This is a genomic window from Paenibacillus sp. FSL H8-0282 (assembly GCF_037963825.1).
GTDB classification, from domain to species: domain Bacteria; phylum Bacillota; class Bacilli; order Paenibacillales; family Paenibacillaceae; genus Paenibacillus_AQ; species Paenibacillus_AQ odorifer.
Map to the genome: position 1 here is coordinate 4984602 of NZ_CP150146.1, position 23671 is coordinate 5008272.

Here is a 23671-nt window from a genome sequence, read left to right on the forward strand (position 1 = left end):
TTAATGAAAGTATCTTGCAAAGAGCAGGTCAATCTGTTCCTCTATAGGTGCAATCTTCACGGAAGCTCCTGTTTCTAGAATAGGACTCATAAGTGCCGGTAGAAAAAGCGCTCCAAAAATCTGCATCGTCATGGTCATCAGGTGCTCTGGTTGCTGTTCATCGGTTAACTCTCTTAAAGTATTTTGTATCTTAGGAAACCCCAATAGATTCAAAAATGATCCATATTCATGCTGGGAGGAGAAAACGGTCTTGCCCATCAGGATGATTCTGGAGAGCAATTCGGGATATTGAAGGATCACTTGCAAATAATCCAGTAAAAATTGCCTCAATCTATCTCGTGAGGATATAGAGAAATCGTCAAGTATGGCAAAGGTATGCTGAAAGCTGTTCAATATCAATTTGATGGACTCGCTAAACAAATTTTCTTTGGACCCAAAGTAATAGTTAACTAGAGCGACATTCGTGCTTGAGGCTTCTGCAATTTTTTTTATAGTAATCCTTTCAAAGCCTTCTTGTTTAGTCAACTCCAGTGTGGCACGCATAATCTTCTCTTTTGTTTCCAACTTTTTGTCTGTCTCCATACGCAACCTCCAAGTATATCCCCTTTAATTTAAATGACATTTAAAATAACGTTTAAATTTAGTATAGCAATCTTTTTCCTTTTTGCAACTTTTATTTATCCGAAATCAAACCAAGTTTAAATGAAAAAGCAGCCGGTTGTTTGAGCGGCTGCTTACATGTTTTTATTAAATTAATGTTTCCTGTTAGCTTAATTGATTACCTTTGAAAAGTGTGTCTGTATTTGATATATATCCATAAATGAAAAATGTATTATTTTCTTCTCTATACGGAATTCTTAATTCATGTAAAATCGAAAGAAATTCTTTACTTATGTCAATTAATTCAGGAGGAAGCAGATTCCCCTTGTGCTTCTGATACCTTGGTCTAACCCGTATCCATTCTACAGAAAAAAAAGGTGAAAGTCCTTCTATCCAATCCCCTAAATACCAGACGTCGTTTTCGAAGTTCTCTGGATAAGGTATATCGTCTAAGACATACTTAGCTTGATATGGAGGGGTAAAAGGTAGTTTATTTAGTACATCACTTTGTAAGTTTCCCCACTTAGTGTCATTCATAACTGAACATAATTGTTTCTGTTTAATAACTTCATGTACCCTTTTTTTAAAATCCTGTTCATAACCCACAATCAAAAATCCTCCTGAATAAACAACATAAATCCCACGCTGACCTGCCTGTGTGTCATTATTGAGTTAACGTTTCCCGGTAAATTAATTCAAAATTAGTCAAGTTTAATAATCTTATCAAAGCAGTATGAATCTTTGTCATAGCCATTATGCACATAGAAAGCATGGGCGTCGGTTCGCTTAAATCCGCTACATAAAATAATACTTGATATTCCCATTTCTTTAGCATAATTCTCAGTGTGTCTTAGTAGTTCTGTACCTATCCCACTATGCTGTAATTCCTTTTTAACGGCAAGCCCTTGAATATGTAGATAACCATTCGAAGACCCTACGGATAACGCCTGAACTATAGTGACAAAACCAACCACTTCATTTTCAAATAATGCAACGAATGTTTTATAATTCCCAGCCTTATTCATGTTTTCCATAGTAACTCGAAAATTTTCAATATTAACATTGCGAACACCAAGTACATCATTCCATAAAAAAACAACTTCAGCATAATCATTTGCTACAACTTCTCGTATCTTAATTTCCATCCCCTCCTTTATAGAAATATTCAAGCAAAGGATTCGACAGTGGATGAAGCAATCCTGCCCGTTACTTCAACAAATAAAAAAGGAGCATTGCCATGGCAATGCTCCTCAGCTATCGTTTCCCGTAAGCTTTATAGATTGCCTCTTTTTCAGCCTGCAATCCCTAGAATCCAATCTCTCATTAGTTTGTTGATTTATAATATTCTGATAAAATGCCCTCTAAAACTTGCTTATACTCGTTTTTATTATAAGAAGAGTTATCAACTTTTATCTTGGTAATGTTTAATCTGTTAAAAATCTCTTCTTCTAATTCCCTTCTTACTTTAAGAACCTGCAGTGTTCCATCTAACCCTTTATAATTTTGTATTTTTCCATACCCCTGGTTCGTGTAATATTCAATAAATCCCTCTGACCATTCCTGAGATCTTTCCTTTACAGCCTTTCTGAAAGAATGATCAAGATCATTCTGCTGTACGTATATCAACAATGGATTCAGCCGCTCTACAATTGTTGCCAGTTCAATAACATAACTTATAACGTCTTCCTTCTTCGTACCATGTTTAATCATGCCTATAGTTACAGGGTTTTGTATAAAACAACAATCAAAAACAAAGGTGTCTGCGCCATACAAAACACGATCCGCAAACTTCGTCCATCGTTCTGTTATCAGTTTCCTATTCTGATCTAGCGGCAATTCATAAATATCATGCTTAAAAACTGCGCGATGCAATTCATCTGGAAAACTTGACCAGACTTCACTTTTTATTTTCCGATATTCTAGGAAGTAATCGTTATCTTGTTGAATCATTAGATTACTCAACAAATCTTTAAACTTTTTATGGGTATTCAATAATTCATCCCATTCAGTTTTCTTAAAGAAAGCGACTCCATCATAATCAGCAGGATGTTCCAAATTACCTTCTAAAAATAGCTGGGATGTAATGTTCACTTCCGTAAGAATTTCATGAACGAGCTGAGCAGTTGTTGTTTTACCAGATCCTGGCATTCCCTCAATCAAGACTAATTTCGATCGCATAATAAAGTTCCTCCACTCGCTAGTAGAAGGATAAACAGGTAGGAATCAATAGAGATGCGGTTTCCCCCGAATAAAAGCGAATACCATCAGGTATCCGCAGGATGGGTATATGATACACCTTTCCCTGCATACCCTGTAAGATTAAAGAAAAGCACACCTAATAAAATAGTGTAATCACTATTTCAGGCATTCTTTCAAATTGTTAATCTTTACAGAGTATTCCACATGATAAGGTTTATGCTCCTTTGTTAGCATCTCTATTGTTTAGATTAACAGTAAGCATAGGTAAATACAATCAGGGACTTTCTAAACAATCCTGCCCGTTAGCTTAACGGAACTTCGATATTATTGTTATTATCTGATTTAGGATGAAGACGATTTTCTATCACAAAAAAATGATTGAAAATACCTATTACTCGTATTTTGTTATCTGCCTCTCCAAAAATTTTTGTTTCTGCTGTCATAAAAATAATCTGATGTGTGAGACTTGATGATTTCAAGTCATTAATAGTATGAAAGCAATTTGAGCTTTCGGAACTGTCACATTTAAGACCGTGAACCTTATGGAGGTAATTATCATAATATTGACTACTTGGTTTTGTATAAGCCATCACAAATAATAATATGGAAACGATTAGAAAAGCATATTTCTTCTTGATAAAGGCACCTCATCTCTTATGGATAATCGTACTATATATACCGCATTTAACTGCCGAATAGTGCTTTTGAATACACTTATATCCACGTTTGAAACGATTTATTGACCATCTTAACATTGTTCATTTTTGCCCAACTCTTTAAATCCGAGATACCTTTATCTTCATCCTTTGAATACCTAAATGCCATATCTAATGGGACGATCTTCCTCCTGTAAGGTAATATCCCAATAACAGGTTTAAAGTACCCCCTGGTCATTATCACTTTAATATCCTTTGGATTAATCATATTTCCATTTAATATAATTTGCTCATTGGATAGGCATAACTCCGTTGGTTTCTTAAAAAATGTTCTGTACAATGCGAGTAACAATAAAACTAAACACAAAAGAACCACAGTTAACGAAGTGTAGAATACCCCCCTCTGATTCCATAATCTCAATCCAAGAATAGATTGACTCGATATAAGAGCAATCATGCCTATAATAGTTCCAATTCTGGATGGATTCTTAACTGGATATTTTATTTCCGTCAACATGGCTCCCCCCTGTTCAAATCCCATACCTTAGAATACCACATATTGGAAGTATTCTGCCCGTTAGTTGAACATAGGCAGCCGATCCATTGACCGACTGCCTGTGTGTCGTTATTGAGTTATCGTTTCACGTTAGCGTAAAGTTCAGGTAATGAATCGACATGTGATTCGACTTCAAAAATAAATTCTTCGAGGTTATCGCAGTCAAACCAAAAATCAGCGAAAAGGTTCTCTTTGTCGTTTCCCAATCCATTTCTTATTTAATAACCAAAGTAGTTTTAGTCCTACTGCTCATTTTTTTAAATAGTAAGAGGGCAAGAAGTAAAGCTATGCATACAGCGGCAAAACCCAGCCAATTCAAATATAGGACAGATGTACGACTGATGACTAACCCGCCTAATCCAGATCCCAGTGCAAAGCCAAATTGGATGAACGAAGTATTTACACTAAGAGCAATGTCCGGATTTCGAGGCGCCAGAGTAACCAGATATAGTTGCTGGGCCGGGGAAATACTCCACGTTGCTAACATAAAAATCATTAAAACCAAGATTAAAAGCAACAGATTGACTCCGGCTAGAGCAAATAAAAGCAGAGTCGCTCCTTGTAACAGAAGCCCGAGACAAATGGTAAATTTCGATCCCTTTGCATCTGCCAGTTGTCCGCCCAGCCTTGATCCGACAAAGCTGCAAATGCCCGCCAGGAACAGAACACCGCTAATTTCGGTCATGGAAAGAGAGGACGTGGCTTGCAAGAAAGGCGTAATATAAGTAAACAGTGTAGAATAGCCGCCGACATAAAATAACGTAATAACCAAGGCCATCAGAATGGTTGGATTTTTTAAAATAGAGAGCTGCATTCTGAGGGTAACCTTCTCCTCTTCTTTGATTGCCGGTACCTTTTTATAGATGATAAGTAATGGAAAAATACTTAATAATCCGATTAAAACAAATAGCACTCTCCATCCAAACAGCTCACTAAAAAATGTTCCCACAGGAACACCAAGCACTAGTGAACTGCTAAGCCCCATCAAAATGATACCGATGGCATTGCCCCTTTTTTCTTTTTCAACGAGTCGGGTCGCTATTGCCATGGCTACAACGGTAGCGATTCCTCCGCTAGCCCCTTGGATAATACGTATCCATAGTACTGTTTCATAAGCAAGATCTACAAACATAAGTCCGTTGCTGGCAATAAACACACCTAGGGTGGTCATTAGTAGTTTCTTGCGGTCTGCATTGATCGTTAATGCAATCAAAACCGGAGCGACAATGGCTGCAGAGAGGGCAAACACAGTCACCAATAATCCAACTTCAGAAGTAGATACTCCCAAGTCCACAGCGATCATCTCAATAACTCCTGTAATAATATATTCAATGGTTCCAATCAGAAAAACAGCCAGTGCCAGAATATAAATGATCCGTTTATTTTTCAATTTCCCCCACTCCACTTCTTCTGTTATCTATTTATAATGGGAATTTGTATTTCTATGAATTGTGCATCTCGTTCTGGAGATAACGGTAAATATAACTCCCTGCCCGGTTCGTTCTCCTTGATCTGATAGTTGTTTTTCTCAATCCATTTAGCTAAATGAACACAGGCCGCACAATCAAAACTAGTATTTGAATGAAAAGCCATTGTGGCCATCATCGGTTCAGGAGGAAGAGTCCGTAGCTGAAACGGTTCTGGAAATGATCGCAGCTCACAGGTTAAAAAATACCCGACTTCAAACTCAAACTCATCCTCTTTTCCTTCGACTTCTTTCCACAAAACAACCTGAGGGCCTTGAATGAATTGACGATTTTCCGTCGTTATAAACTGATCAAATTGACGAAGCAAATCCGGAATGTCCTCTTCTTTCCCGCATGCTTTCTGATAAAGAAACAATTGAGCACCCTCTGCTTTGACTCTGATTTCTTGACCCGTTTCGAATTGCCCCTCTTTTTCTATAAGCTGCATACGTTCCTCAATCCTGACAAGTTTAGCTTGTTCCGTATCGATGATATGCTGGATTTCGCTTCTTTTCAGCTTAAACATGCCTTGAATATTTTCTAATGAAATATTTTCCTGAAGCAGCTGTTTAATTTGAGGCAATGTAAAACCCAATTCCTTATAGATTAAAATTCGGTTGAGCTCAAGGAGCTGATCTGCGGAATAGTAACGGTAGCACGTATCCTGATCCACTTTTTTCGGCCTTAGTATGCCAATCTGGTCGTAATAACGCAGTGTTTTTAAGGATACCTTGCTTAGCCTAGAAAATGCACTGATTTTGAACAAAATATCATCTCCAATCTATAACATAAAGTGAGTATACAGTTTCCCGTGCAGGGGAAAGTCAAGGATGCTTTTATTTATTTGAGAAATTACTCTTAGATGAACAAAAGCAGCTGATCGTGTTGATCGGCTGCCTTCTTATTTATATTAAGCTTCTTTCCAAGGTTTAATTGGTGCGTTATAAGCCAATAAACGTTTTCACCTTTGCCCATCCTTCAATTATCGCACGGTGTAGCTAGGTTGGGCTATAGGTAGCTAATTCCGCGCGCGGTGTAGATAGCTTGAGCTATAGGTAGCTAATTCCGCGCACGGTGTAGATAGGTTGAGCTATAGACGGCTAGTTTAAACACTGGGTAGCACGTTTAGGAGCAAATTTGGCAGGCGGCGTTCTTTTCACCAACTGTTCGGACTCAATTGCTCTTATTTCCATAATTCAGCTCGTTTTGCCACACTATCGGACTCAGTTGCAGCTATTCGCTCAAATGTACTTCTTTTCTGCGCAAATCAAGGGCAATAAGAGCTATACAGTCCGAAACCTTCGCAATATGTACCCATATGCTGAAATAGCTGCAATACGGTCCGATACGATCAAGATCGCGCAAAAGGCGGCTAGGTTGAGCAACAGGTAACAAATTCTGCGCACGGAGTAGCTAGGTTGGGCTATAGGTAGCTAATTCCGCGCACGGTGCAGCTAGGTTGAGCTATAGGTAGCTAATTCCGCGCACGGTGCAGCTAGGTTGAGCTAAAGGTAGCTAATTCCGCGCACGGTGTAGATAGCTTGAGCTATAGACGGCTAGTTTAAACACTGGGTAGCAAGTTTAGGAGCAAATTTGGCAGGCGGCGTTCTTTTCACCAACTGTTCGGACTCAGTAGCTCTTATTTCCACAATTCAGCTCGTTTTGCCAAACTATCGGACTCAGTTGCAGCTATCCCCTCAAATGTACTTCTTTTCTACGCAAATCAAGGGCAATAAGAGTTATACAGTCCGAAACCTTCGCAATATGTACCCATATGCTGAAATAGCTGCAATACGGTCCGATACGATCAAGATCGAGCAAAGGACAGCTGATCACGCAGCTGGCTGATCGTGATTTGAACCAACGTTTCCCGTTAGTGGAACAAACTACTCCCAGTAAGGAGTCCCACTAAAAAGAAATTCTTCTTTATTTACATATAACCTAAATTCCCGACTTGCTAATTTACTAATATGACTGGGTAACCACTCATTAGATTCAGGCAACCCAAGCCAAAAATTCATTGTTTCGAGTTGGGCAGCTACAAAGAAGCCTTCTAACTGTTGAACATAGTTATGAGGCAGGTCGAATTGTTTGGCGTATGATTCTAGCAACTGGCTTCTGAACGCTGGGTGGATATAAGAAAGTGCCCAACCTAAATCGAATAAATAATATCCGAACCCGCAAGCTCCAAAATCAATGGCTCTAGCTTCTTGTTTATGAAACACATAATTACTTGGAATCAAGTCTGCGTGAATTATCCCCCAGTTGCCAGGTGTTCTTTCTATATCGTTCATCATTAAAATTGCACGCTCACCGGCCAATTGCAGAATTTCCACATCATTTTTATTGAGCTCACCACCGTCAGCAAGCTGTTTGAGCTTTTCTAATGATTGTGAAATTCTAGTATTATCAAAGGATGGTCTAGTAAATGATTGCGGAACCTTCCAAATAGATGATTGTTTATGAAGCTTTCCGATCAATTCGCCTACGTACTCGGCATCATTGACTGTTGGAACAAATTGTTTTTGCTCACCCTCTACCCATTTTACCAATGTACAGTTCATGTCAGCTATCTTAGTAACATATTCACCAATGTTATTTTTTATAGGTGACGGTAACACCAGATCAGTATCATTTATTAATGATTCCAGCCAAATCATTTCTGAATGAATGACTTTTTCCTCAGACCAAATACTTTCCATCGAATCATTTTTTGATAGATGTAAGCGCAAACTATAGCAGTTACTTTCTTTATCTGTCACTTTATAGATAGTGTTTGCATTTTGACCAATATGAGCTATTGATTGATAAGTAATTGAATAACAAGTTAATGCTTCTATTGCAACATCATGAGTATTTAACATGTTCTCCTCACTCCCCCTGAAACAACCGAATAAGGACATCGTACCATGACTTTTTCTAATAGTTCGGGAGAGAACTCTTATATTTATATTTTATCCACCACTTAGTTTATTAAGGTAACTTGCCCGTTAGTTGAATAAAGGCAGCCGATCACATTTACTGAAGGGCTGCCTTTATCGTGTTTATTGAACTAGCGTTTCCAGTTAGCTTAACGCCATTGCCTATGCATCACCAATCTCCGATATACGAGTCTACTTTACTTTATTTAATAAGTTTGTCACCATTCTACTCAATGTCCCTTGATCGACGAAAGGAGCAAGGCTTGCCAGCAGATCTGGGCTAAGATGTTCAGCTTCGACTCCACTAATTAACTTCTCGAGATTTTCACTGTCCAGAAAAGGTGCGAGGCTTATGATCCGGTTCGCATCAATAGTGCCATCTGCAACCCGGTCTACCAAGCGGCTTAACGTTTCTCTGCTAATAAAGGGTGCCAGCCCTTGAACGAAATGCCAGCTCAAGCTACCCTCTTCTGCTTGTTGAACCAACCGATCTACATGTTCTCTTTCAAGAAACGGGGCAATTCCAACAAGATTGTGCACTTCTAAGGAACCGTCAATCGATTTATCTACCAGTCGGCTTAATGTGTCGCTGCTGACGAACGGAGCGAGTCCAGTAATGGCATTCCACACAATTTCGCCCTCTTCTGCCTGACGAACCAGTTCATCCAATGTATCTGTTCCAAGGAACGGAGCCAGCCGCATGATCACGTCTAACTTAAGGACGCTGCTGTCTAATCGTTCTGTAACCTTATGCAGAGCGCTTGCTTTTACAAACGGTGCTACTTCTACAAGCTCTTCCACCTTCATCTCACCGGTATTGACCATCTCTGCAACTTGGTCCGGCCTGTTCTCTGCGATCTCCTCAACGATCGTTCCTAGGTGCTGGTGCTCCCGATTTTCTGAGTTGTCTCCTGCATTTAAAATGTCGTCTACCGTTTTGCCGAATAACCTCGCAAACTGCGGAAGCGTTCCGATATCCGGTAGCGAGTCGCCCCGTTCCCATTTCGATACCGCTTGATGACTTACATTCAGTTGATCGGCAAGTTCCAATTGGGTCAAATCCTGGTCTTTGCGAAGCTTCGAAATATAAGCTCCAATTTTACGCAAGTCGAGCATTGTATACCTCCAATAAAACAAAATGTACAGTGCGCACTGTCGAAAACAGCATAGCATTTCCTCAAACGCAATCCTATCAAGCGGTGGTTGAATTTTCATAGGCGCTTTATTCAACTGTCGGTAGAATTCTCCACTTTTGTCACTTTCATTTATAGGTTTTTTCTACAGTTCATTTCCATTATCCTGCCCGCTAGTTGAATTACACCACGTACGTTCATAGGTCCATGCAAGCACAACTTCACTAATTGATCAACATGAAGCTATCACACGGAATCTTTAATGGACACGAGAAATGGATGGAGAACTTTTTTTATTTCCTATAGCCATTTGAACGATAATCTGAAGCACGATGATTACAGCCAAACCATAGAATGCTTGAACGAAGCTGCCTGTTGCATCGTGGAGCCAGCCAATCGCTAGCGGCCCAAGCGCTCCGAGAATGTAGCCACCAGATTGGGTCATTGCGGACCAGCTACTGGCTTCCTGAGCATTGCTTGTTTCATCAATGGGCAACATCAGTGCAATCGGGAACAGCCCACCCGCCCCAATACCGAGAGGAATCGCCGCGAGCCAGGGGCTAACGGATAGGTTCAGCATCAGGACACCCATCAACTCCAAAAAAGCACACCCGACAAGCCAGAATACACGTCTTTGGTAACGATGTACAAGCATCGGAATGAACAAAGTAGAGGGCAGCGATATCAATGTAAATAAAGTTTGGATTTTGCCGGCAGTTTCTTGGCTATACCCCTGGCTTTGGATTGCTGGCGCAAGCCAGGCGGTCAACGAATAGAAGATCGCTGCCATCAGCCCGAAGAATAATGTCAGCACCCAGGCACGTTTGTTGTTCACCGGAAGTGGTGCATTAAGTACACTCGAGATTTTACCGGATTGTCGATCTGTGCGCGCAGACCAGGCTAATCTCAACCAAATCGGCAACGCAATGGCTGCCAGTAATGCCCATACAGCCAACGAGCCTCTCCACGAACCACCCAATGTATGCTGTAGCGGAACCGATAGTCCCACACTAATGCTGGCCCCCATCACCATCGCTGTAGAGTAAATACCCACCATGGATGCCACTCGGTCAGGGAAATACTGCTTAATGAAGCTGGACAACAGCGGCCCTGCCAATGCAATTCCTACACCGGAAAGAAAAGAAGTGAACATCATCAAAGGAGTTGTACCAACAAACCATCGTAATCCCGTACCTAACCCAATGAGGATTAAAGCCAGAACAATTGCGCCCTCATTTCCCCACCTTCTGCTTAATCGTACGGAGAACGGAGCAAATATGCCCATGCATAATACCGGAAGTGCGGTTAACAAACTGGCGGTAATCCCGCTTATACCCAAATCATTCTGAATGATGCTCATTAGAGGAGAAATGGATGTAATGGGTGGTCGTAAATTCAGTGAAGCCAGGATAAGCGCCAAGACGATATAAAAAAGTTTCATTATGAATCACCTCATGGTAGTAGTATCGATGCATTCTCCCATGATCCTATTTGTTAATAACAGATCTTTGGGAGGTGCACGATTAAGTATAGAATCATTACAATGATTGAACAATACTATAGTTTCTATTAAAATGATTACTAAAACCAATGATTAGAGGTCATTCATATGGAGATTCGTCAGATGGAAAACTTCATTGCTGTGTGTGAGGAGCTTCATTTTACACGAGCAGCTGAGAAGCTTGGCATATCTCAGCCTACGTTGAGTCAACAAATACGCGCACTTGAGGATGAACTCGGAGTTCCCTTATTTGACCGAGTCGGCAAAAAGATTGTGATGACTCAAGCAGGAAATCTGTTTTTGGAGCACTGTGTACAGATGATTCGGCATTTACAGAATACCCAGGATGCGTTAGCTGAATTACGCAATGATCAACGAGGTCGGTTGGTAATTGGTGTTCTCCCTTCCGATCTGGACTACCGGCTCACCCCATTGCTCGTGAATTTTCATACGCGATTCCCCAAGGTGCAGCTGAAGCTTATCTCATCGATCTACGTCTTGAATCAAGTACTGGATAATGAAGTAGACATCGGGATCGAGATCACCTCTGCTCCAGATGATCGGCTTGTACGCATTCCCTTGTGCAGTGAAGAATATGTACTTGTCGTTTCTGAGAATCATGATTGGGCTGAACGAAGCACGATTGTAATCCAGGAACTGTGTAATATCCAAACTGTGATGTTCCCCGAAGGATTTACAGGCAGAGAATTGGTTGATGGCTATTGCCGTAAATATGGATTCAGCTTAAATACGATCATGGAGACCAGTTCGGCAACTTCCATTATTAGCTTGGTGAAAGCCAACGTCGGAGGAACATTGCTGCCTTACCGTTTGATCCAGGCAATGAATGAACCAACATTACGCTGCATCCGAATTACAGACGATCCGCCATATCGTCACTTTGAGATCATTCATCGGTCCGACCGTTTTCTGACAAAATCGGCAAAGTCATTTATTGAGAAAACTATCGAGTATTTCAATTAAAGGTGAGTTGCGAAAGAGATCGCTTCTGCTGCCAGAAGTAGAGTATAGTAGGAATGAAAATATATTAGGAGGCTACAGCCATGTCACAGGAGATTTGGATTAACCTGCCAGTCAAAGATGTTGAGAGGTCAACTGCCTTTTTCAATGAGCTTGGATTCCAAGCGGTGAGTGTTGGGAACGAGAGAGCTAAGCTTGTAATAGGTCAAACAACAATTCTGCTGTTCCCGGATGCGGCGTTTGAGAAATTTACTGGTTCAAAAACCGCAGATACTTCCCATAGCGCTGAAGTAATCTTCTCCATTGGTGCTGAAAGCAGAGAAGAAGTAGATGCTTTTATCCAAAAAGCAGAGTCTGCCGGAGGAAACATCTTTGGCAAGCCAAGTGAAACTGACGGCTGGATGTACGGCGCAGGATTTGCCGACCTGGACGGTCACCGCTGGAATCTGCTGTACATGGATGAGAGCAAAATGCCAAAACGCGAAATTTGAAGCGAAAAGCCAACACCAACAAATCCAAGATATGGTGTAATGATTCGGGCGTATACGTTGATGAAAAGAGCTGGGGAACGGAATGAATAAAGAAAATAGGGACTTCGCTGAACGAGTTCGATGATTTAGCTGTTCAACTGTACCTGAACATTGAATCAAAGTGGACTATATTTGATTTAGTTCCCTCTCAATACCCTAGTAACGAAAGTCAAATTGCAGATATTTCTGAGGAAGAAAAATACAGTCAGATCATAAAGATGAGACGTGAAAAGATTATAGATATACAATTGGGAGACAGCACTCCACATTTAATTATAAGCTTTGAATCAGGTAGCATACTATTTGTTATTGGTTTTCATGAGAAGTATGAATGTTGGCAGGTGGGAGTAGAATCTGATAACTGGCTAGTTGTTGCATGTCCAATGAATGGAATTGCTACATGGACTTCAAATAAATTTGAATAATAATAAAACACTCCATTGTCAGGAGTGTTTTTTCTTTTATATTCAGATATACATTTAATGGTCAAACTGTACTTTGTGTTTGGAAGCATTGAGGTGAAGCGTATTATATATAATCAATGAATTCATTAGTTTTGTTATATCCATAAATTATGATGGAGTCGGTAGTTACTTCACCTGGAACATGTATTTTTTTCAAGATTTGAATTAAATCAGCATTTATCGAGTCATCTTCAGCATGAATTTCTAACCACTCAATAAATTTGTAACCACCATCTGAAAAATGGTAATACCAATCTCCATCCCAAAGGCTGATATAGCCAGTATCAATGTCTTTAATCCTCCATTTGGTTGGAAAGGCATAGTTGAGCATTGCTTGTCTTATTTCTTCCCATTTTGTGTTGTTCATTAAAGGTTTTAGTTCATTTGAATCCATATATTCACCTTTTTCATCCATCAGTACTGCACGTGTTTATTCCAGTTCATCATTTTTTCTTGTACAAAACTGCCCGTTAGTTGAATGAAGGCAGCTGATCGCATTGACTGACGGGCTGCCTTATCATGTTTATTGAACTAACGTGTCCCGTTAGCGTAATGCAATCAGTAAAAAACTTACCCATACCTACGGTTCACCACTTTGGTTGAAGCGGTGAATTTTGGAGCCACTCTTATATCAACCGAGCACTCATTTTCGGCACGTGACAATTTTCCCAATTAGCTTTTATGAACGCCCGATGCATGAGCGAGCGTGTTGTACTTGAGATAATCATCATATTACTGATCGTCACTCTGCTGTGAATTGTTGTGTTGAGTTCACACCCTCCACAACTTGGCCGCTAGACAGATAGTAATCTCTTTGCACTGAACCGTCTGTTTTGGTGCTTTTGACCACAAAGACCTGGCCTACTTCTATCGGCATCAGATAGTTATCGTAAGGAAGATAATTGTCCACCAGTGGAAGGTCTTGGATATCTTCATAGGCGTCCTCCAATCGCCAAAATTCTCGATAGGCGTAATCCTTGAACCCGTTCAAATCCTGCTTACCAAAATAAGATGCTGCATATTCCTTGCCCTGTAAGGAGATGTAATCTACTCTGGATGGCTCAATATCTTTAGCAATCCAACTTAGGTTCTCAGAATAAATGTTATCGCCATAATGCTCCTGTAATTGATTGCCCATACAAGGGATGGATTGGGTCTTATAGTCCATTTCATCAAGCCCGGTATGCGCTGAGCCGTAAATGCCCATAACGCTCTCATTGCCCAACTTCTCAAATTCGCGAATAAAGTTTTCCGTCATCGTGTCTTCCCGATATACGCCGTCTTCTTTGCTGTAAAAAACACGGCCTTGCCGGATCGCTTCCATTGTTAAAGTATACTTCTCCGATTCTCCCAGATCGTTTGCCACAAGATAAGATAAATAGCCGCTCCCGGTAGTTTCATATTGATGCCCGATGTCTGTGCCGTGGAAAATCGTCTCCGGACACTCGCTCTTTATTTTTTTGTAGAACTCTTTGACATCAGGGTTGTGACTACGTGTCCGTTCCCAATCATCATAAATCTCCTCTAAAATATCGTCATTGTCCGACTGCATCCATAGATTCAAGTATTCGGCGGTAAAATAGGGCAGCTCGACGAATAAGTGCCTCATGCCCTCGTTGTGGTAGTATTGAGACCACAATTTATATTCCTTGTCCAATATCTTGGCTACGCCGTGTGCTTCACCGTACAAATAAATGCTGCCCGATGCTTGCGCTACCACAGGTGTCACTATAGTCGGCTGCGCAGATTTGCTTGCTGTCTTGCCTGCGGTGGAATTATCGCAGGCAGTAAGGCTACTGACCACAAGTATAACGATCAGGGCAAGCAGCAAAGGGTATACAAGCATCATTTTCGCTTTGGCTACGAAGGTGAGATTATGGTCATTCATAAACTTAGATCAACCTTTCATGTACATTTATAAATCCATAATTGGTATTCCCTAGCTGATGTGAGATTTCCTGCTCTCTCATCCTCAACTCTATATAGATTAAGGGGAAATGTGTCCTTTAGCGTAACGAAGGTAGCCGTTCATATAGACCAGCTACCTTCGTTTTAGATTAAGCTATTGTTTCCCGTTAGTTCAATAGAATCAACAGTTTCAGTCCGATGGTATCCTCTTGTCTATGATTCAAGCCACCACTTTCAATCCTATGATAAAATACTTATAAATCCCACTATAGCCAAACGGCCAAAGCGGATATAATCTTACTCTAAATTACTGGAGGTAGCGCTCCATACTCGGCCCACTGCTCTTTTGTCGGGCCGTAAAGATCCGGCACACTAAGGCCTGCCTGACGCATCAGTACTGTCATCTGACCACGATGATGAATCTCATGCTTTACGAGAATTTCCAGCATTAAGCCGTTTGGCCATTGATCACCATACATATCGCTCATGATAAGCAGATTCTCATCTTTCCAACTGGACTGTATAGCATCAAGGAGCGCTTGTGAGGTCCTCTTATAGACTGACGCGATGTCTGCTGCCGAAGCTGGCACCGGCATATCTTCGCCTGGTCCTTCGAAAGACAGTCCCGTCCGAGATGGCATTTCGTGCAACGTCTGTACAAGGTGCCATGCAACACGTCCAAGCGTTCTATGATCGCTTGTTATCTGTTGACCAAGAGACTCGTCCGTCAGCATCTCCAGTGTCCGCATTGTTGCTTCCGTTTCATTCTGCCAAGTTGCGGCAAAATCTTTAATGTGTTTATACATATCCAACATCTCCTTTTTGTAATGGAATCAAGTTTATTGTACCGAACATTAGTTCGCAAGTAAATATTTACATTTACTTAAACTACCCCCGTTAACTCAACCGTTATTTATGATACGGCTCACCGTAGTATATCTAAGCATAAATTAGAGTTTGACCAAACTTTACACATTCTTGTATAAAGCGAAAACCACTCCTTACTATGGAGTGGTTTCTTAGAATCTCGCTTTTTTGCACTATCATTCTCAATGGAGTTGATTACGCATTTGTATCCAACATTGCTGGAATATTTATTTCTTTTACACAAGAGGCTTTGGAAAGGTTCATTAAGCATTTAACTAAAGAAACAATATCTTGAAGAGGAATCTGTGTACCGCCATACGCAGACAAGACTTTCTCAATTCCATCTTCCAATGGAATTTGGGTTGCAATTTCACCAGGATTTATACAAGTCACACCGATCCCATACTTTTTTACATGCTCCCTTATAGAATTTCCAATACCACGCAAACCGAACTTAGAAGCTACAAATGAAACTTGCGTAAAATCATTATGTTCAAGACCTGCCGTAGAACCAATTAAGAAAATTTTTGCGTTATCTGACTTTTTTAGATTCGGTAAAAGCTTCTGTATGCAGGTAATAGCTGAAGTAACATTTACATTAATGATGTTGACGATTTCAGCTGGGTCATCTTTTTCAAAATCATAGTCATCCCTGAAGCCTTTGCTCTCCCATATCCCTACATTATATATTAATACGTCTATTGTAACGTCATTTACTGTATTCGCAATCAGCTTGCTTGCATCAGATTTCGCTAAATCAGCCTCAATCCAATATTTCTGTACACCATCTTCAAGATTTAAATTGTTAGGATAAGTTCTAGAAACCACCCAAACACGATCACCTTTTTCTGGCAATCCTTTGAAGAATGCCTCACCTAATCCTTTACTTGCTCCGAAGATAATAAAATTTCTCATAAGTTATCCTTTCGATATGATTTATCTCTGCATTTAATCATTAAATTCACAGTGAATGCTGAAAATCATTCAATATAAGAATCACCAAGAACATTGAATTTTTATATGACGCTTCCCTCAACAATGAATTTATACTTACTTATAATACGGTTAAGCATGATTATGTTCAACTATCCTGCCCGTTAGTTGAATAAAGGCAGCTGATCCACTGACCGGCTGCCTTATGTCATCATTTAGCTATCGCTATTCGATAGTTTAACAATCAAGATTTCTGCACGCCGTGACCACTCTTCTAATGTCTATGCTCAAGGATGTTGATAAGTTTGCCAAACGGATCGCGGACATAGAATCGCCGAACACCCCAAGGCTCATCAACAAGACCATATTCTATCGGAAATCCAGCTTTCTTCATGCTTTCAAATGTAGCATCGACATCATCTACTTCAATTGATAGATCAGGCGTAGGCGTTTCTGAGCCACCCTGTGAGGCAAAACTAATCTGAATGCTCATCTCCTCGTCTAAACCATAAGTTCTAATCCAACCATGATCCATCATTAAATCAAGACCGAGCACATCCTCGTAGAAGCATTTAGCTGCCGTGAGATCCTTCGTGTTTATATTGGCGACGATTCGTTTGACCTTCATTTCAAACCTCCCAGACAGAAGTAGATTATCCTTGAATATAAAATGCATTCAACATATAACAGTTAATTCTAGCCTCGACGTTCCTGACCTTTATTTATCCATATTTAGCTGCGGAGGCTCACCGAGCAGAAAACACCAGAAAACACCCGAAGAACTGGCATTAAGTCTGGTTACGAAATCTCCGTACTAACCACCTCAACACAAGAAGCACCACGATTCCGCAAATGGTATAACTGATTGGGCGAATAAATTGCTCCACGATACCCCAGTTGTCACCTAAGCGGTATCCCAGATAGATCAAAGCTAAGTTCCACGGGATACAGCCGAGTGCTGTAAATGTTATGAATCTCCAAGCTTTCATTCCAGCAACCCCTGCGGGCAGTGAGATAAAAGTACGAATAAAGGGCAACATACGAGTAAAAAATACGGTACTCTCGCCATAACGCTCGAACCAACGCTCCGATTGCTCCAAATGATGCTCATTTAGGAGAATATATTTTCCGTATTTTTCTAATAACCGGCGTCCACCAGCCTTACCAATATAGTAGGCAATGATGGAACCCAGTAGGTTTCCGAATATCCCAGCAACAGCAACTTCCATAAAAGTAAGCGAGCCTTGCGCAATCAGCCACCCACCGCTGAGCATAATCACTTCACTGGGAATGGGGATACAGGCACTCTCTAGAATCATCCCTAACCATATGCCCCAAATACCCATAGAATTAACAAGGTGAAGCGCGGATTCAGATATCCACGTAAATAGTTGATGCATGAGTGTTCACTCCGCTTCATAAATTTTACTATTCCTTAAGAAAGTCTCGTTATAATTGAACAAAAAACGGGGGGAAAACAAAATAATGATGAAATTCAATATACACAAATTTTTGTATGGCATATTCGTTATAGCCGCTATCTTGCTGATGTTCCCTAAATTTTCTTACAATGATCCCGATACCTTCTGGCATATAGAGCTAGGACAATATATGATCGGGCACGGACAAGTTCTACATCATGCCATACATACTTTTTACGGAGATAAGCTGCCCTACGTCCCTCATGAATTCGGATTCCAACTGCTCGTTGCCCCGCTTTATGCAGCTTTTGGATGGCCGGGTGTGTATATTTTGACCGCTGTATGCTTGTTCTTTTTAGTGCTCGGATTGCTTCGGCTGGGCAAGGTTTCACGCAAAGAACTGGGACTCCAAGAAGACCATGTTCTCCTGCTCCCTTTTGTGCTGCTAATTTCTTGCTGGATTTATTATAATTATTTCAAAGGCCGTCCACAGATGATCTCTTCGTTTATGATTGTCTGGTTTTTCGTATATTTACGTGAATATCAAATGAGTTCTCAAAAGAAATATGCCGCTGCGATGATTGCCCTTTCTATTGCCATTGCCAATTTCCATGCAGGAGTATGGCTTGTAATTGCTGTATTTACAGGGATGGCTCTGCTTGAATCCTTGATCCAAAAAACGCTGAATGGGCGTAAAATCATAGTCTTCAGTCTCGTCTGGTTCGTTGGCATTCTAAATCCAGGCGGCGTAAAAAGTCTCTTGTTTATTTTGACAGTTACGAAGAAAAACTTTAACCTGCTGATCAATGAATGGCAGCCGATTCGGTTCAATAGCTTGGAGAACTTGCCCATCTTACTATTGCTTTTGTTCTTTGCCTGCACACTTCCTTTTGCACTCCAGCGTAAACCGTTCCGTTTTTTTCTTATGCTTGGGATTCTATACCTCGGTGTATCAAACTTCAAGCAAAACCTGTTTATGTGGCTGTTCATCCCCTATTTTGCGGCTGTATTTTTTGATGCGCTTCCTGAGTTCACCAAAACAGGTATTCTAGTCCGACAAAGTACATTACGCGGGTTACTGGCAGTTGGTCTGCTGCTAAACATTGCTTATCTATTCCTTGTACCACCAGTTATTGACGCCAAAAAATATCCTATAGATGAAATGGACTATATTCTGCAGCATACATCTGAAGGTACACGTCCCAAAGTTCTCGCCCACTACGGTTCATCTGGCTATGTCATGTTTCGAGGGGGAGATGTGTTATGTGATGGCAGACAAGATCCCTTCGTGACAAAAGATTCTCTTGGCGTATTGGGTTGGACTGCTTTTGAACGCTCGATGCACGGATTCTCTGAATACCTTCCCGAGATCGTTAATTACGATCAGCCCGATTATGTAATTACGAGCAAAAAGGTCTCATATAAACTACTCAAGGAATGGACACAAAAATTCGGTCAGCCCGTATTTACGGGGACCTATGGCAGTGTCTTCTCGTTTATCCCAGAGTGATGATCCGGCTCATTAATTCCTCACTCTGTAGAACGCAAAAAAAAACGCTGACCTGAGGCAATCTAGCCTATAGTCACCGATCCGCAAATAAGTATTCTGATTAATAACATCCGCATGGTAAGGATATACATAATTACGACAAATAAGAAAAATAAGTTAGTAAAATATCAAATCTAGCGTTGATTGTTCCTTAATTGTATAGTATTTTATGGAAGAAAGGTAATTTAAAAGAAGGGAGGAATTAAAAATGGACAAGATGTGTATGGAAATGATGATGAACATGTGTATGGATGATATGATGTCTAAGATGAACTGTATGAAGATGGGCATGGAAAAAATGTCTGAAATGGGCATGATGGATATGAACATGGATATGATGATGAAAAAAATGCAGGACTGCGATGAAATGATGACTATGTGTATGACAATGATGCGCGAAGGAATGCAAATGTCTAAGTAGCCTATAGACCATCGTAAGTTTGGCAGAGCAGACTAACTGCATGCCTTTTTTTATTTTCTATTTATTATTACAATGTGAGCTTAAATTATATCCTGATATATCTACTCTGAATCTTCTTCGATAGATTAATCCGTTCCTGCTTTAACTCCCAGACTTTCTCTTTCCACCGGTACTGCTCTACTGGATCCGCACTTTCCCTCAGCTTATTAAATAAATCCATTAATATTGCATTTATATCGTCGAATTGAATCCACAGCTCTTTCACACTTTGTTCTGTTGTCTCAGCATGAGAAGCCTTACTCAGCTTATTCAAACGGTCTATGATGTCAGCATGCCACTGTCCATCGTTAATTGCTTTTGCGTAGTTTAGAAGATCCAGATAATCATCGACAGACATTTTCACCGACTCCTTATTCTGTGTATACCCAGTATTATACTCGGCATTATAGAAATTGCAATAGTCTATCTGTAGAAAAGGCATCTTCTCAGATGCCCCCGCAATGTTATTCCCAATCCGTTACTGGATTTTCCCGCCTTCAACGACAAGCTCATCAGTATATCCTTCACCGTAAATTTCATTTAAGGTTTCTTTGTAGGCTTGATGGATAAATTGTTCTTTACCAAGGGTATCAAGTTCTGTATTAATCCAGTCCAGCAATTCCTTATTCCCCTTTGCCACTGCTGGAGCTATTGTATCCTGACCCCCGAAAGCAGGAATGCTGACCGTAAATCCAGGATTTGATTTAGCCCAAGCAATGAGTTCTGTATTATCGTTAGCGATTGCCGCCCCCCGACCATCTTTAAGCGCTGCAAAAATCTCGGTGTACTGATCGAATTTGAGCAATTCAATATCCGGATATTCTTTGGTAAAATAGGTTTCCGCTGTCGTACCTTTAGCTACAATGAGCTTTTGCTTGTTCCCTTTTAATTGATCAATGGAAGTGATTGGAGCACTGTCTGGGGATACGATCCCAAAGGACAATTTCATGTACGGATTAGCAAAATCCACTTTTTCTTTTCTTTCCTCGGTGACCGTAAAGTTAGCCATAATGATATCAACCTTACCCGATTCAAGATATGCCACGCGGCTGGCAGCATCAACTAACACAAATTCAACCTTCGATTCATCCCCTAGCAGATCCTTGGCAAAGCGTTTGGCAATATACACATCAAACCCTTGGTTTTTACCCTCAGCGTCCACATAACCAAAAGGTGGTTTGTCTGCAAATACGCCGATCTTAATCTTCCCTTTCTTCTTTAGCTGTTCAATAGAAGTGAATTTAGAAGATGCTGAGTTTCCGTTGTTATCCGAACTATTTCCGCAAGCAGCCAATCCCATCAATAATATACTTACACCTACCAGCATCGTTAGCCATTTCAAACTTTTCTTCATTTCTCTTCCTCTCCTATTTCTATAATTTTTCGTACTGAAATATATCCAGAAAATGCTGGGCACGTTCTGTCGCAGGGTGGGTAAAAAATTGTTGCGGGGCAGCGATCTCACATATCTTGCCTTGATCCATAAACACGATCCGATCCCCAACCGATTTGGCAAACCCCATTTCATGAGTCACGATGATCATCGTCATTCCTTGCTGAGCAAGCCCTAAGATGACATCAAGCACTTCCCGAACCATTTCCGGATCCAAGGATGCTGTCACTTCATCAAATAACATAATCTCCGGATTCATACATAAAGCTCTTACTATAGCTATTCTCTGCTTTTGTCCACCGGAAAGCTGGCGTGGATAGTCCAGTTTACGCTCAAGCAGCCCAACCCGCTCTAAGAGCTGTTCCGCTTGCTGCGTTGCTTCTTTAAGCTCTCTCTTTTGTACTTTCAGAGGGCCTAGAAGAATGTTATCCATAACCGTCAAATGCGGGAATAACTCATAATTTTGAAAGACCATTCCGATATGCTGCCTAACTTCACGCCAATCTACAGCAGCCCCCGCGAGGTTCTGCCCACGATATTGTATCGCGCCTTCCTGAACCGGTTCCAAACCGTTAAGACAACGTAGGAACGTACTTTTTCCACAGCCAGAGGGACCGAGAATAACGATTACTTCTCCTTTTTCGACCTGCAATTCAATGCCGTCCAGAACCTTTCGCTCTCCAAAATATTTGTGTAATTGTGTAACCTCCAGCAGGAGTTCTCCGGAATCTGCCATTACAACCGTTCCTTCCTAAGCCTTAATTTTGCCATCTGCTTTCAACTTTTTTCGAAAGTCTGGATAACGGAAAACATACAGAAAAATATAATATAAAGATAAAGCCGTATACCCAGAATGAAGCGGTGGGCGCTTTTATTACGCCGAGTTCAATGATCTGCTGCCCGATCTTTACCACCTCAATCACTCCAATCAGCACCACCAGTGATGTTGTCTTGATCATTCGTGTGGCAAGATTAATCATTCCCGGCAGCATTCTGCGTACAGCCTGCGGGATCAAAATATGCCGATAAAGTTGACTGCTGCTCAGACCTAGCGCCCTAGCAGATTCCACCTGATGTTTTGGCATAGATTGCAAAGCTCCACGAACAAGATCGCCAATTTCCGCAGCTCCCCATAAGCTGAACACCAATATAGAGGTAGCCTCCCCGCTGATATCGATATGAAGTAATGGAGAGAAACTGAAATGTACTACATACAGCCACACTAGAATCGGAATAATTCTAAAGGTCTCCAAATAAAGACGTAATATAAACCTTAATGGCCTCGATCCCAGCGTCCGGAGCAATCCCATAACGATCCCTAATAACGTACCGATTCCAATAGAGAGAAATGAAATTTCAATCGTTACAAGTAAGCCCCCTAATAATCGTTCGAAATTAGAACCTTCAAAAAGCACCTCAATCCCCGAATTCTGCATATCTCACCTTCCTTTCCACCCAAGTCAATAAAAGCGATAAGGGCAGGACTAACACCAAATAGGCGAGTACCAGAAGGAGCAGAGACTCCGCTGTTTTGTAATGCATGCCGATCAAGTCTTTTGCCACATTCATCAAATCCATTAAAGCAATGGCACCTACAATAGAGGTCTCCTTCAGCAGAAAGATCGCATTTGCCCCTAAAGAAGGAATACTTATCGCAAAGGCTTGGGGAAAAATAACATATCTGACCAGCTGCAGCTTAGACAGTCCAATGCTCTGACCTGATTCAATCTGCGATTGGCTAACTGCCTCGAACCCACTTCGAAAAGCCTCCGTCATATAGCTCCCGCCCAAAAATGTCATGCCTACAATCGCACAGGTCATTTCACTAAAGTGAATTCCGATCTTAGGTAAGCCATAGTAAAGAAAAAAGAGCTGCACAAGTAAAGGGGTGTTCCGTGAAAGCTCAATGTAGATCTTAATAACATCACTGACGATTTTGACCTTATAGTACAAGACGATACTGAACAGTAATCCAATAAGGAGTGAGAATACAATAGCTAACAACGCTAGCTTCACTGTCAGCCACATCGCCTCACCATAAAGCGGCAAACTCTCGTAGATAAACTCCCAGTCTAAATTCATATCTGAGTAACCCGATCCCCTTTTCTTAATTTCTAATAATTATCAAAATCT

At 40.9% G+C, this 23671-nt stretch carries 25 protein-coding genes; 4 read left to right on the forward strand and 21 right to left on the reverse strand.

Annotated elements, in window-relative coordinates; all coding sequences use genetic code 11:
• The 10 genes from NST94_RS21675 to NST94_RS21720 form a co-directional block, all read right to left on the reverse strand.
• A complete protein-coding gene (locus NST94_RS21675) occupies positions 1-582 on the reverse strand; it encodes a TetR/AcrR family transcriptional regulator (RefSeq protein ID WP_076184227.1) in 582 nt (193 codons plus the stop codon).
• Positions 583-765: 183 nt separating this feature from the next.
• The gene (locus NST94_RS21680; RefSeq protein ID WP_081383389.1) at positions 766-1206 is read right to left on the reverse strand and encodes a DUF6678 family protein; all 441 of its coding nucleotides are present in this window, start codon (positions 1204-1206) and stop codon (positions 766-768) included.
• 95 nt (positions 1207-1301) lie between these two features.
• On the reverse strand, positions 1302-1745 hold the full coding sequence (locus NST94_RS21685) for a GNAT family N-acetyltransferase (protein ID WP_076279211.1): 444 nt from the start codon (positions 1743-1745) through the stop codon (positions 1302-1304).
• A 178-nt stretch (positions 1746-1923) separates the two neighbouring features.
• Positions 1924-2778, reverse strand: coding sequence for a hypothetical protein (locus tag NST94_RS21690; RefSeq protein WP_339281264.1), 855 nt, complete (start codon positions 2776-2778; stop codon positions 1924-1926).
• 735 nt (positions 2779-3513) lie between these two features.
• Entirely contained in the window at positions 3514-3972 is a 459-nt protein-coding gene (locus tag NST94_RS21695) for a hypothetical protein (protein ID WP_339281265.1), read from the reverse strand.
• 253 nt (positions 3973-4225) lie between these two features.
• Positions 4226-5401, reverse strand: coding sequence for an MFS transporter (locus NST94_RS21700; protein ID WP_339281266.1), 1176 nt, complete (start codon positions 5399-5401; stop codon positions 4226-4228).
• A 23-nt stretch (positions 5402-5424) separates the two neighbouring features.
• The gene (locus NST94_RS21705; RefSeq protein ID WP_076194965.1) at positions 5425-6243 is read right to left on the reverse strand and encodes a helix-turn-helix domain-containing protein; all 819 of its coding nucleotides are present in this window, start codon (positions 6241-6243) and stop codon (positions 5425-5427) included.
• A 1120-nt stretch (positions 6244-7363) separates the two neighbouring features.
• Positions 7364-8341, reverse strand: a complete 978-nt coding sequence (locus NST94_RS21710) for a phosphotransferase (protein WP_076302676.1) — start codon at positions 8339-8341, stop codon at positions 7364-7366.
• A 249-nt stretch (positions 8342-8590) separates the two neighbouring features.
• Positions 8591-9514 (reverse strand): helix-turn-helix transcriptional regulator, encoded by a 924-nt coding sequence (locus NST94_RS21715; protein WP_076302675.1) that lies wholly within the window; start codon positions 9512-9514, stop codon positions 8591-8593.
• Positions 9515-9790: 276 nt separating this feature from the next.
• Entirely contained in the window at positions 9791-10972 is a 1182-nt protein-coding gene (locus NST94_RS21720; RefSeq protein WP_339281267.1) for an MFS transporter, read from the reverse strand.
• A 183-nt stretch (positions 10973-11155) separates the two neighbouring features.
• Between NST94_RS21720 and NST94_RS21725 the strand changes: the two genes are divergently transcribed.
• Complete coding sequence (locus tag NST94_RS21725; protein WP_339281268.1) at positions 11156-12016, forward strand: LysR family transcriptional regulator; 861 nt, start codon at positions 11156-11158, stop codon at positions 12014-12016.
• A gap of 80 nt (positions 12017-12096) precedes the next feature.
• Positions 12097-12504: a VOC family protein gene (locus NST94_RS21730; RefSeq protein WP_076279218.1), complete on the forward strand. Its 408-nt coding sequence runs from the start codon at positions 12097-12099 to the stop codon at positions 12502-12504.
• A gap of 567 nt (positions 12505-13071) precedes the next feature.
• Here the strand turns inward: NST94_RS21730 and NST94_RS21735 are convergent.
• The 6 genes from NST94_RS21735 to NST94_RS21760 form a co-directional block, all read right to left on the reverse strand.
• Positions 13072-13422: a DUF6678 family protein gene (locus NST94_RS21735; RefSeq protein ID WP_217696514.1), complete on the reverse strand. Its 351-nt coding sequence runs from the start codon at positions 13420-13422 to the stop codon at positions 13072-13074.
• Positions 13423-13749: 327 nt separating this feature from the next.
• Positions 13750-14895 carry a hypothetical protein gene (locus tag NST94_RS21740; protein ID WP_076279220.1) on the reverse strand — a complete coding sequence of 382 codons (1146 nt, stop codon included), beginning with the start codon at positions 14893-14895 and terminating at the stop codon, positions 13750-13752.
• A gap of 322 nt (positions 14896-15217) precedes the next feature.
• On the reverse strand, positions 15218-15721 hold the full coding sequence (locus tag NST94_RS21745; protein WP_076186909.1) for a DinB family protein: 504 nt from the start codon (positions 15719-15721) through the stop codon (positions 15218-15220).
• A gap of 256 nt (positions 15722-15977) precedes the next feature.
• Positions 15978-16697, reverse strand: a complete 720-nt coding sequence (locus tag NST94_RS21750; RefSeq protein ID WP_076130262.1) for an SDR family NAD(P)-dependent oxidoreductase — start codon at positions 16695-16697, stop codon at positions 15978-15980.
• A gap of 292 nt (positions 16698-16989) precedes the next feature.
• Complete coding sequence (locus tag NST94_RS21755; protein ID WP_076186911.1) at positions 16990-17343, reverse strand: VOC family protein; 354 nt, start codon at positions 17341-17343, stop codon at positions 16990-16992.
• 160 nt (positions 17344-17503) lie between these two features.
• On the reverse strand, positions 17504-18115 hold the full coding sequence (locus NST94_RS21760) for a DedA family protein (RefSeq protein WP_076130264.1): 612 nt from the start codon (positions 18113-18115) through the stop codon (positions 17504-17506).
• 85 nt (positions 18116-18200) lie between these two features.
• Between NST94_RS21760 and NST94_RS21765 the strand changes: the two genes are divergently transcribed.
• Together NST94_RS21765 and NST94_RS21770 are read left to right on the forward strand one after the other, a co-directional pair.
• The gene (locus NST94_RS21765) at positions 18201-19646 is read left to right on the forward strand and encodes a hypothetical protein (protein ID WP_076218438.1); all 1446 of its coding nucleotides are present in this window, start codon (positions 18201-18203) and stop codon (positions 19644-19646) included.
• A 247-nt stretch (positions 19647-19893) separates the two neighbouring features.
• On the forward strand, positions 19894-20106 hold the full coding sequence (locus NST94_RS21770; RefSeq protein ID WP_038572647.1) for a hypothetical protein: 213 nt from the start codon (positions 19894-19896) through the stop codon (positions 20104-20106).
• 85 nt (positions 20107-20191) lie between these two features.
• Here the strand turns inward: NST94_RS21770 and NST94_RS21775 are convergent, their stop codons facing one another.
• The 5 genes from NST94_RS21775 to NST94_RS21795 all read right to left on the reverse strand — a co-directional run bounded on the left by NST94_RS21775 (position 20192) and on the right by NST94_RS21795 (position 23620).
• Positions 20192-20503 carry a hypothetical protein gene (locus NST94_RS21775; RefSeq protein ID WP_076304685.1) on the reverse strand — a complete coding sequence of 104 codons (312 nt, stop codon included), beginning with the start codon at positions 20501-20503 and terminating at the stop codon, positions 20192-20194.
• A gap of 120 nt (positions 20504-20623) precedes the next feature.
• Positions 20624-21499: a cysteine ABC transporter substrate-binding protein gene (locus tag NST94_RS21780; protein ID WP_036683125.1), complete on the reverse strand. Its 876-nt coding sequence runs from the start codon at positions 21497-21499 to the stop codon at positions 20624-20626.
• A 19-nt stretch (positions 21500-21518) separates the two neighbouring features.
• Complete coding sequence (locus NST94_RS21785; protein WP_076304644.1) at positions 21519-22274, reverse strand: amino acid ABC transporter ATP-binding protein; 756 nt, start codon at positions 22272-22274, stop codon at positions 21519-21521.
• A 22-nt stretch (positions 22275-22296) separates the two neighbouring features.
• Entirely contained in the window at positions 22297-22974 is a 678-nt protein-coding gene (locus NST94_RS21790; protein ID WP_076130269.1) for an amino acid ABC transporter permease, read from the reverse strand.
• Positions 22955-23620, reverse strand: a complete 666-nt coding sequence (locus tag NST94_RS21795) for an amino acid ABC transporter permease (protein WP_076186917.1) — start codon at positions 23618-23620, stop codon at positions 22955-22957. The genes NST94_RS21790 and NST94_RS21795 overlap by 20 nt, the downstream gene beginning before the upstream one ends.
• Positions 23621-23671: the final 51 nt, after the last annotated feature.

Coding starts and splice junctions, on each gene's coding strand:
- NST94_RS21675 (WP_076184227.1), bottom strand. CDS start 582: ATGGAGACAGACAAAAAGTTGGAAACAAAAGAGAAGATTATGCGTGCC.
- NST94_RS21685 (WP_076279211.1), bottom strand. CDS start 1,745: ATGGAAATTAAGATACGAGAAGTTGTAGCAAATGATTATGCTGAAGTT.
- NST94_RS21690 (WP_339281264.1), bottom strand. CDS start 2,778: ATGCGATCGAAATTAGTCTTGATTGAGGGAATGCCAGGATCTGGTAAA.
- NST94_RS21695 (WP_339281265.1), bottom strand. CDS start 3,972: ATGTTGACGGAAATAAAATATCCAGTTAAGAATCCATCCAGAATTGGA.
- NST94_RS21710 (WP_076302676.1), bottom strand. CDS start 8,341: ATGTTAAATACTCATGATGTTGCAATAGAAGCATTAACTTGTTATTCA.
- NST94_RS21715 (WP_076302675.1), bottom strand. CDS start 9,514: ATGCTCGACTTGCGTAAAATTGGAGCTTATATTTCGAAGCTTCGCAAA.
- NST94_RS21720 (WP_339281267.1), bottom strand. CDS start 10,972: ATGAAACTTTTTTATATCGTCTTGGCGCTTATCCTGGCTTCACTGAAT.
- NST94_RS21725 (WP_339281268.1), top strand. CDS start 11,156: ATGGAAAACTTCATTGCTGTGTGTGAGGAGCTTCATTTTACACGAGCA.
- NST94_RS21730 (WP_076279218.1), top strand. CDS start 12,097: ATGTCACAGGAGATTTGGATTAACCTGCCAGTCAAAGATGTTGAGAGG.
- NST94_RS21735 (WP_217696514.1), bottom strand. CDS start 13,422: ATGGATGAAAAAGGTGAATATATGGATTCAAATGAACTAAAACCTTTA.
- NST94_RS21740 (WP_076279220.1), bottom strand. CDS start 14,895: ATGAATGACCATAATCTCACCTTCGTAGCCAAAGCGAAAATGATGCTT.
- NST94_RS21745 (WP_076186909.1), bottom strand. CDS start 15,721: ATGTATAAACACATTAAAGATTTTGCCGCAACTTGGCAGAATGAAACG.
- NST94_RS21750 (WP_076130262.1), bottom strand. CDS start 16,697: ATGAGAAATTTTATTATCTTCGGAGCAAGTAAAGGATTAGGTGAGGCA.
- NST94_RS21755 (WP_076186911.1), bottom strand. CDS start 17,343: ATGAAGGTCAAACGAATCGTCGCCAATATAAACACGAAGGATCTCACG.
- NST94_RS21760 (WP_076130264.1), bottom strand. CDS start 18,115: ATGCATCAACTATTTACGTGGATATCTGAATCCGCGCTTCACCTTGTT.
- NST94_RS21765 (WP_076218438.1), top strand. CDS start 18,201: ATGATGAAATTCAATATACACAAATTTTTGTATGGCATATTCGTTATA.
- NST94_RS21770 (WP_038572647.1), top strand. CDS start 19,894: ATGGACAAGATGTGTATGGAAATGATGATGAACATGTGTATGGATGAT.
- NST94_RS21775 (WP_076304685.1), bottom strand. CDS start 20,503: ATGTCTGTCGATGATTATCTGGATCTTCTAAACTACGCAAAAGCAATT.
- NST94_RS21780 (WP_036683125.1), bottom strand. CDS start 21,499: ATGAAGAAAAGTTTGAAATGGCTAACGATGCTGGTAGGTGTAAGTATA.
- NST94_RS21785 (WP_076304644.1), bottom strand. CDS start 22,274: ATGGCAGATTCCGGAGAACTCCTGCTGGAGGTTACACAATTACACAAA.
- NST94_RS21790 (WP_076130269.1), bottom strand. CDS start 22,974: ATGCAGAATTCGGGGATTGAGGTGCTTTTTGAAGGTTCTAATTTCGAA.
- NST94_RS21795 (WP_076186917.1), bottom strand. CDS start 23,620: ATGAATTTAGACTGGGAGTTTATCTACGAGAGTTTGCCGCTTTATGGT.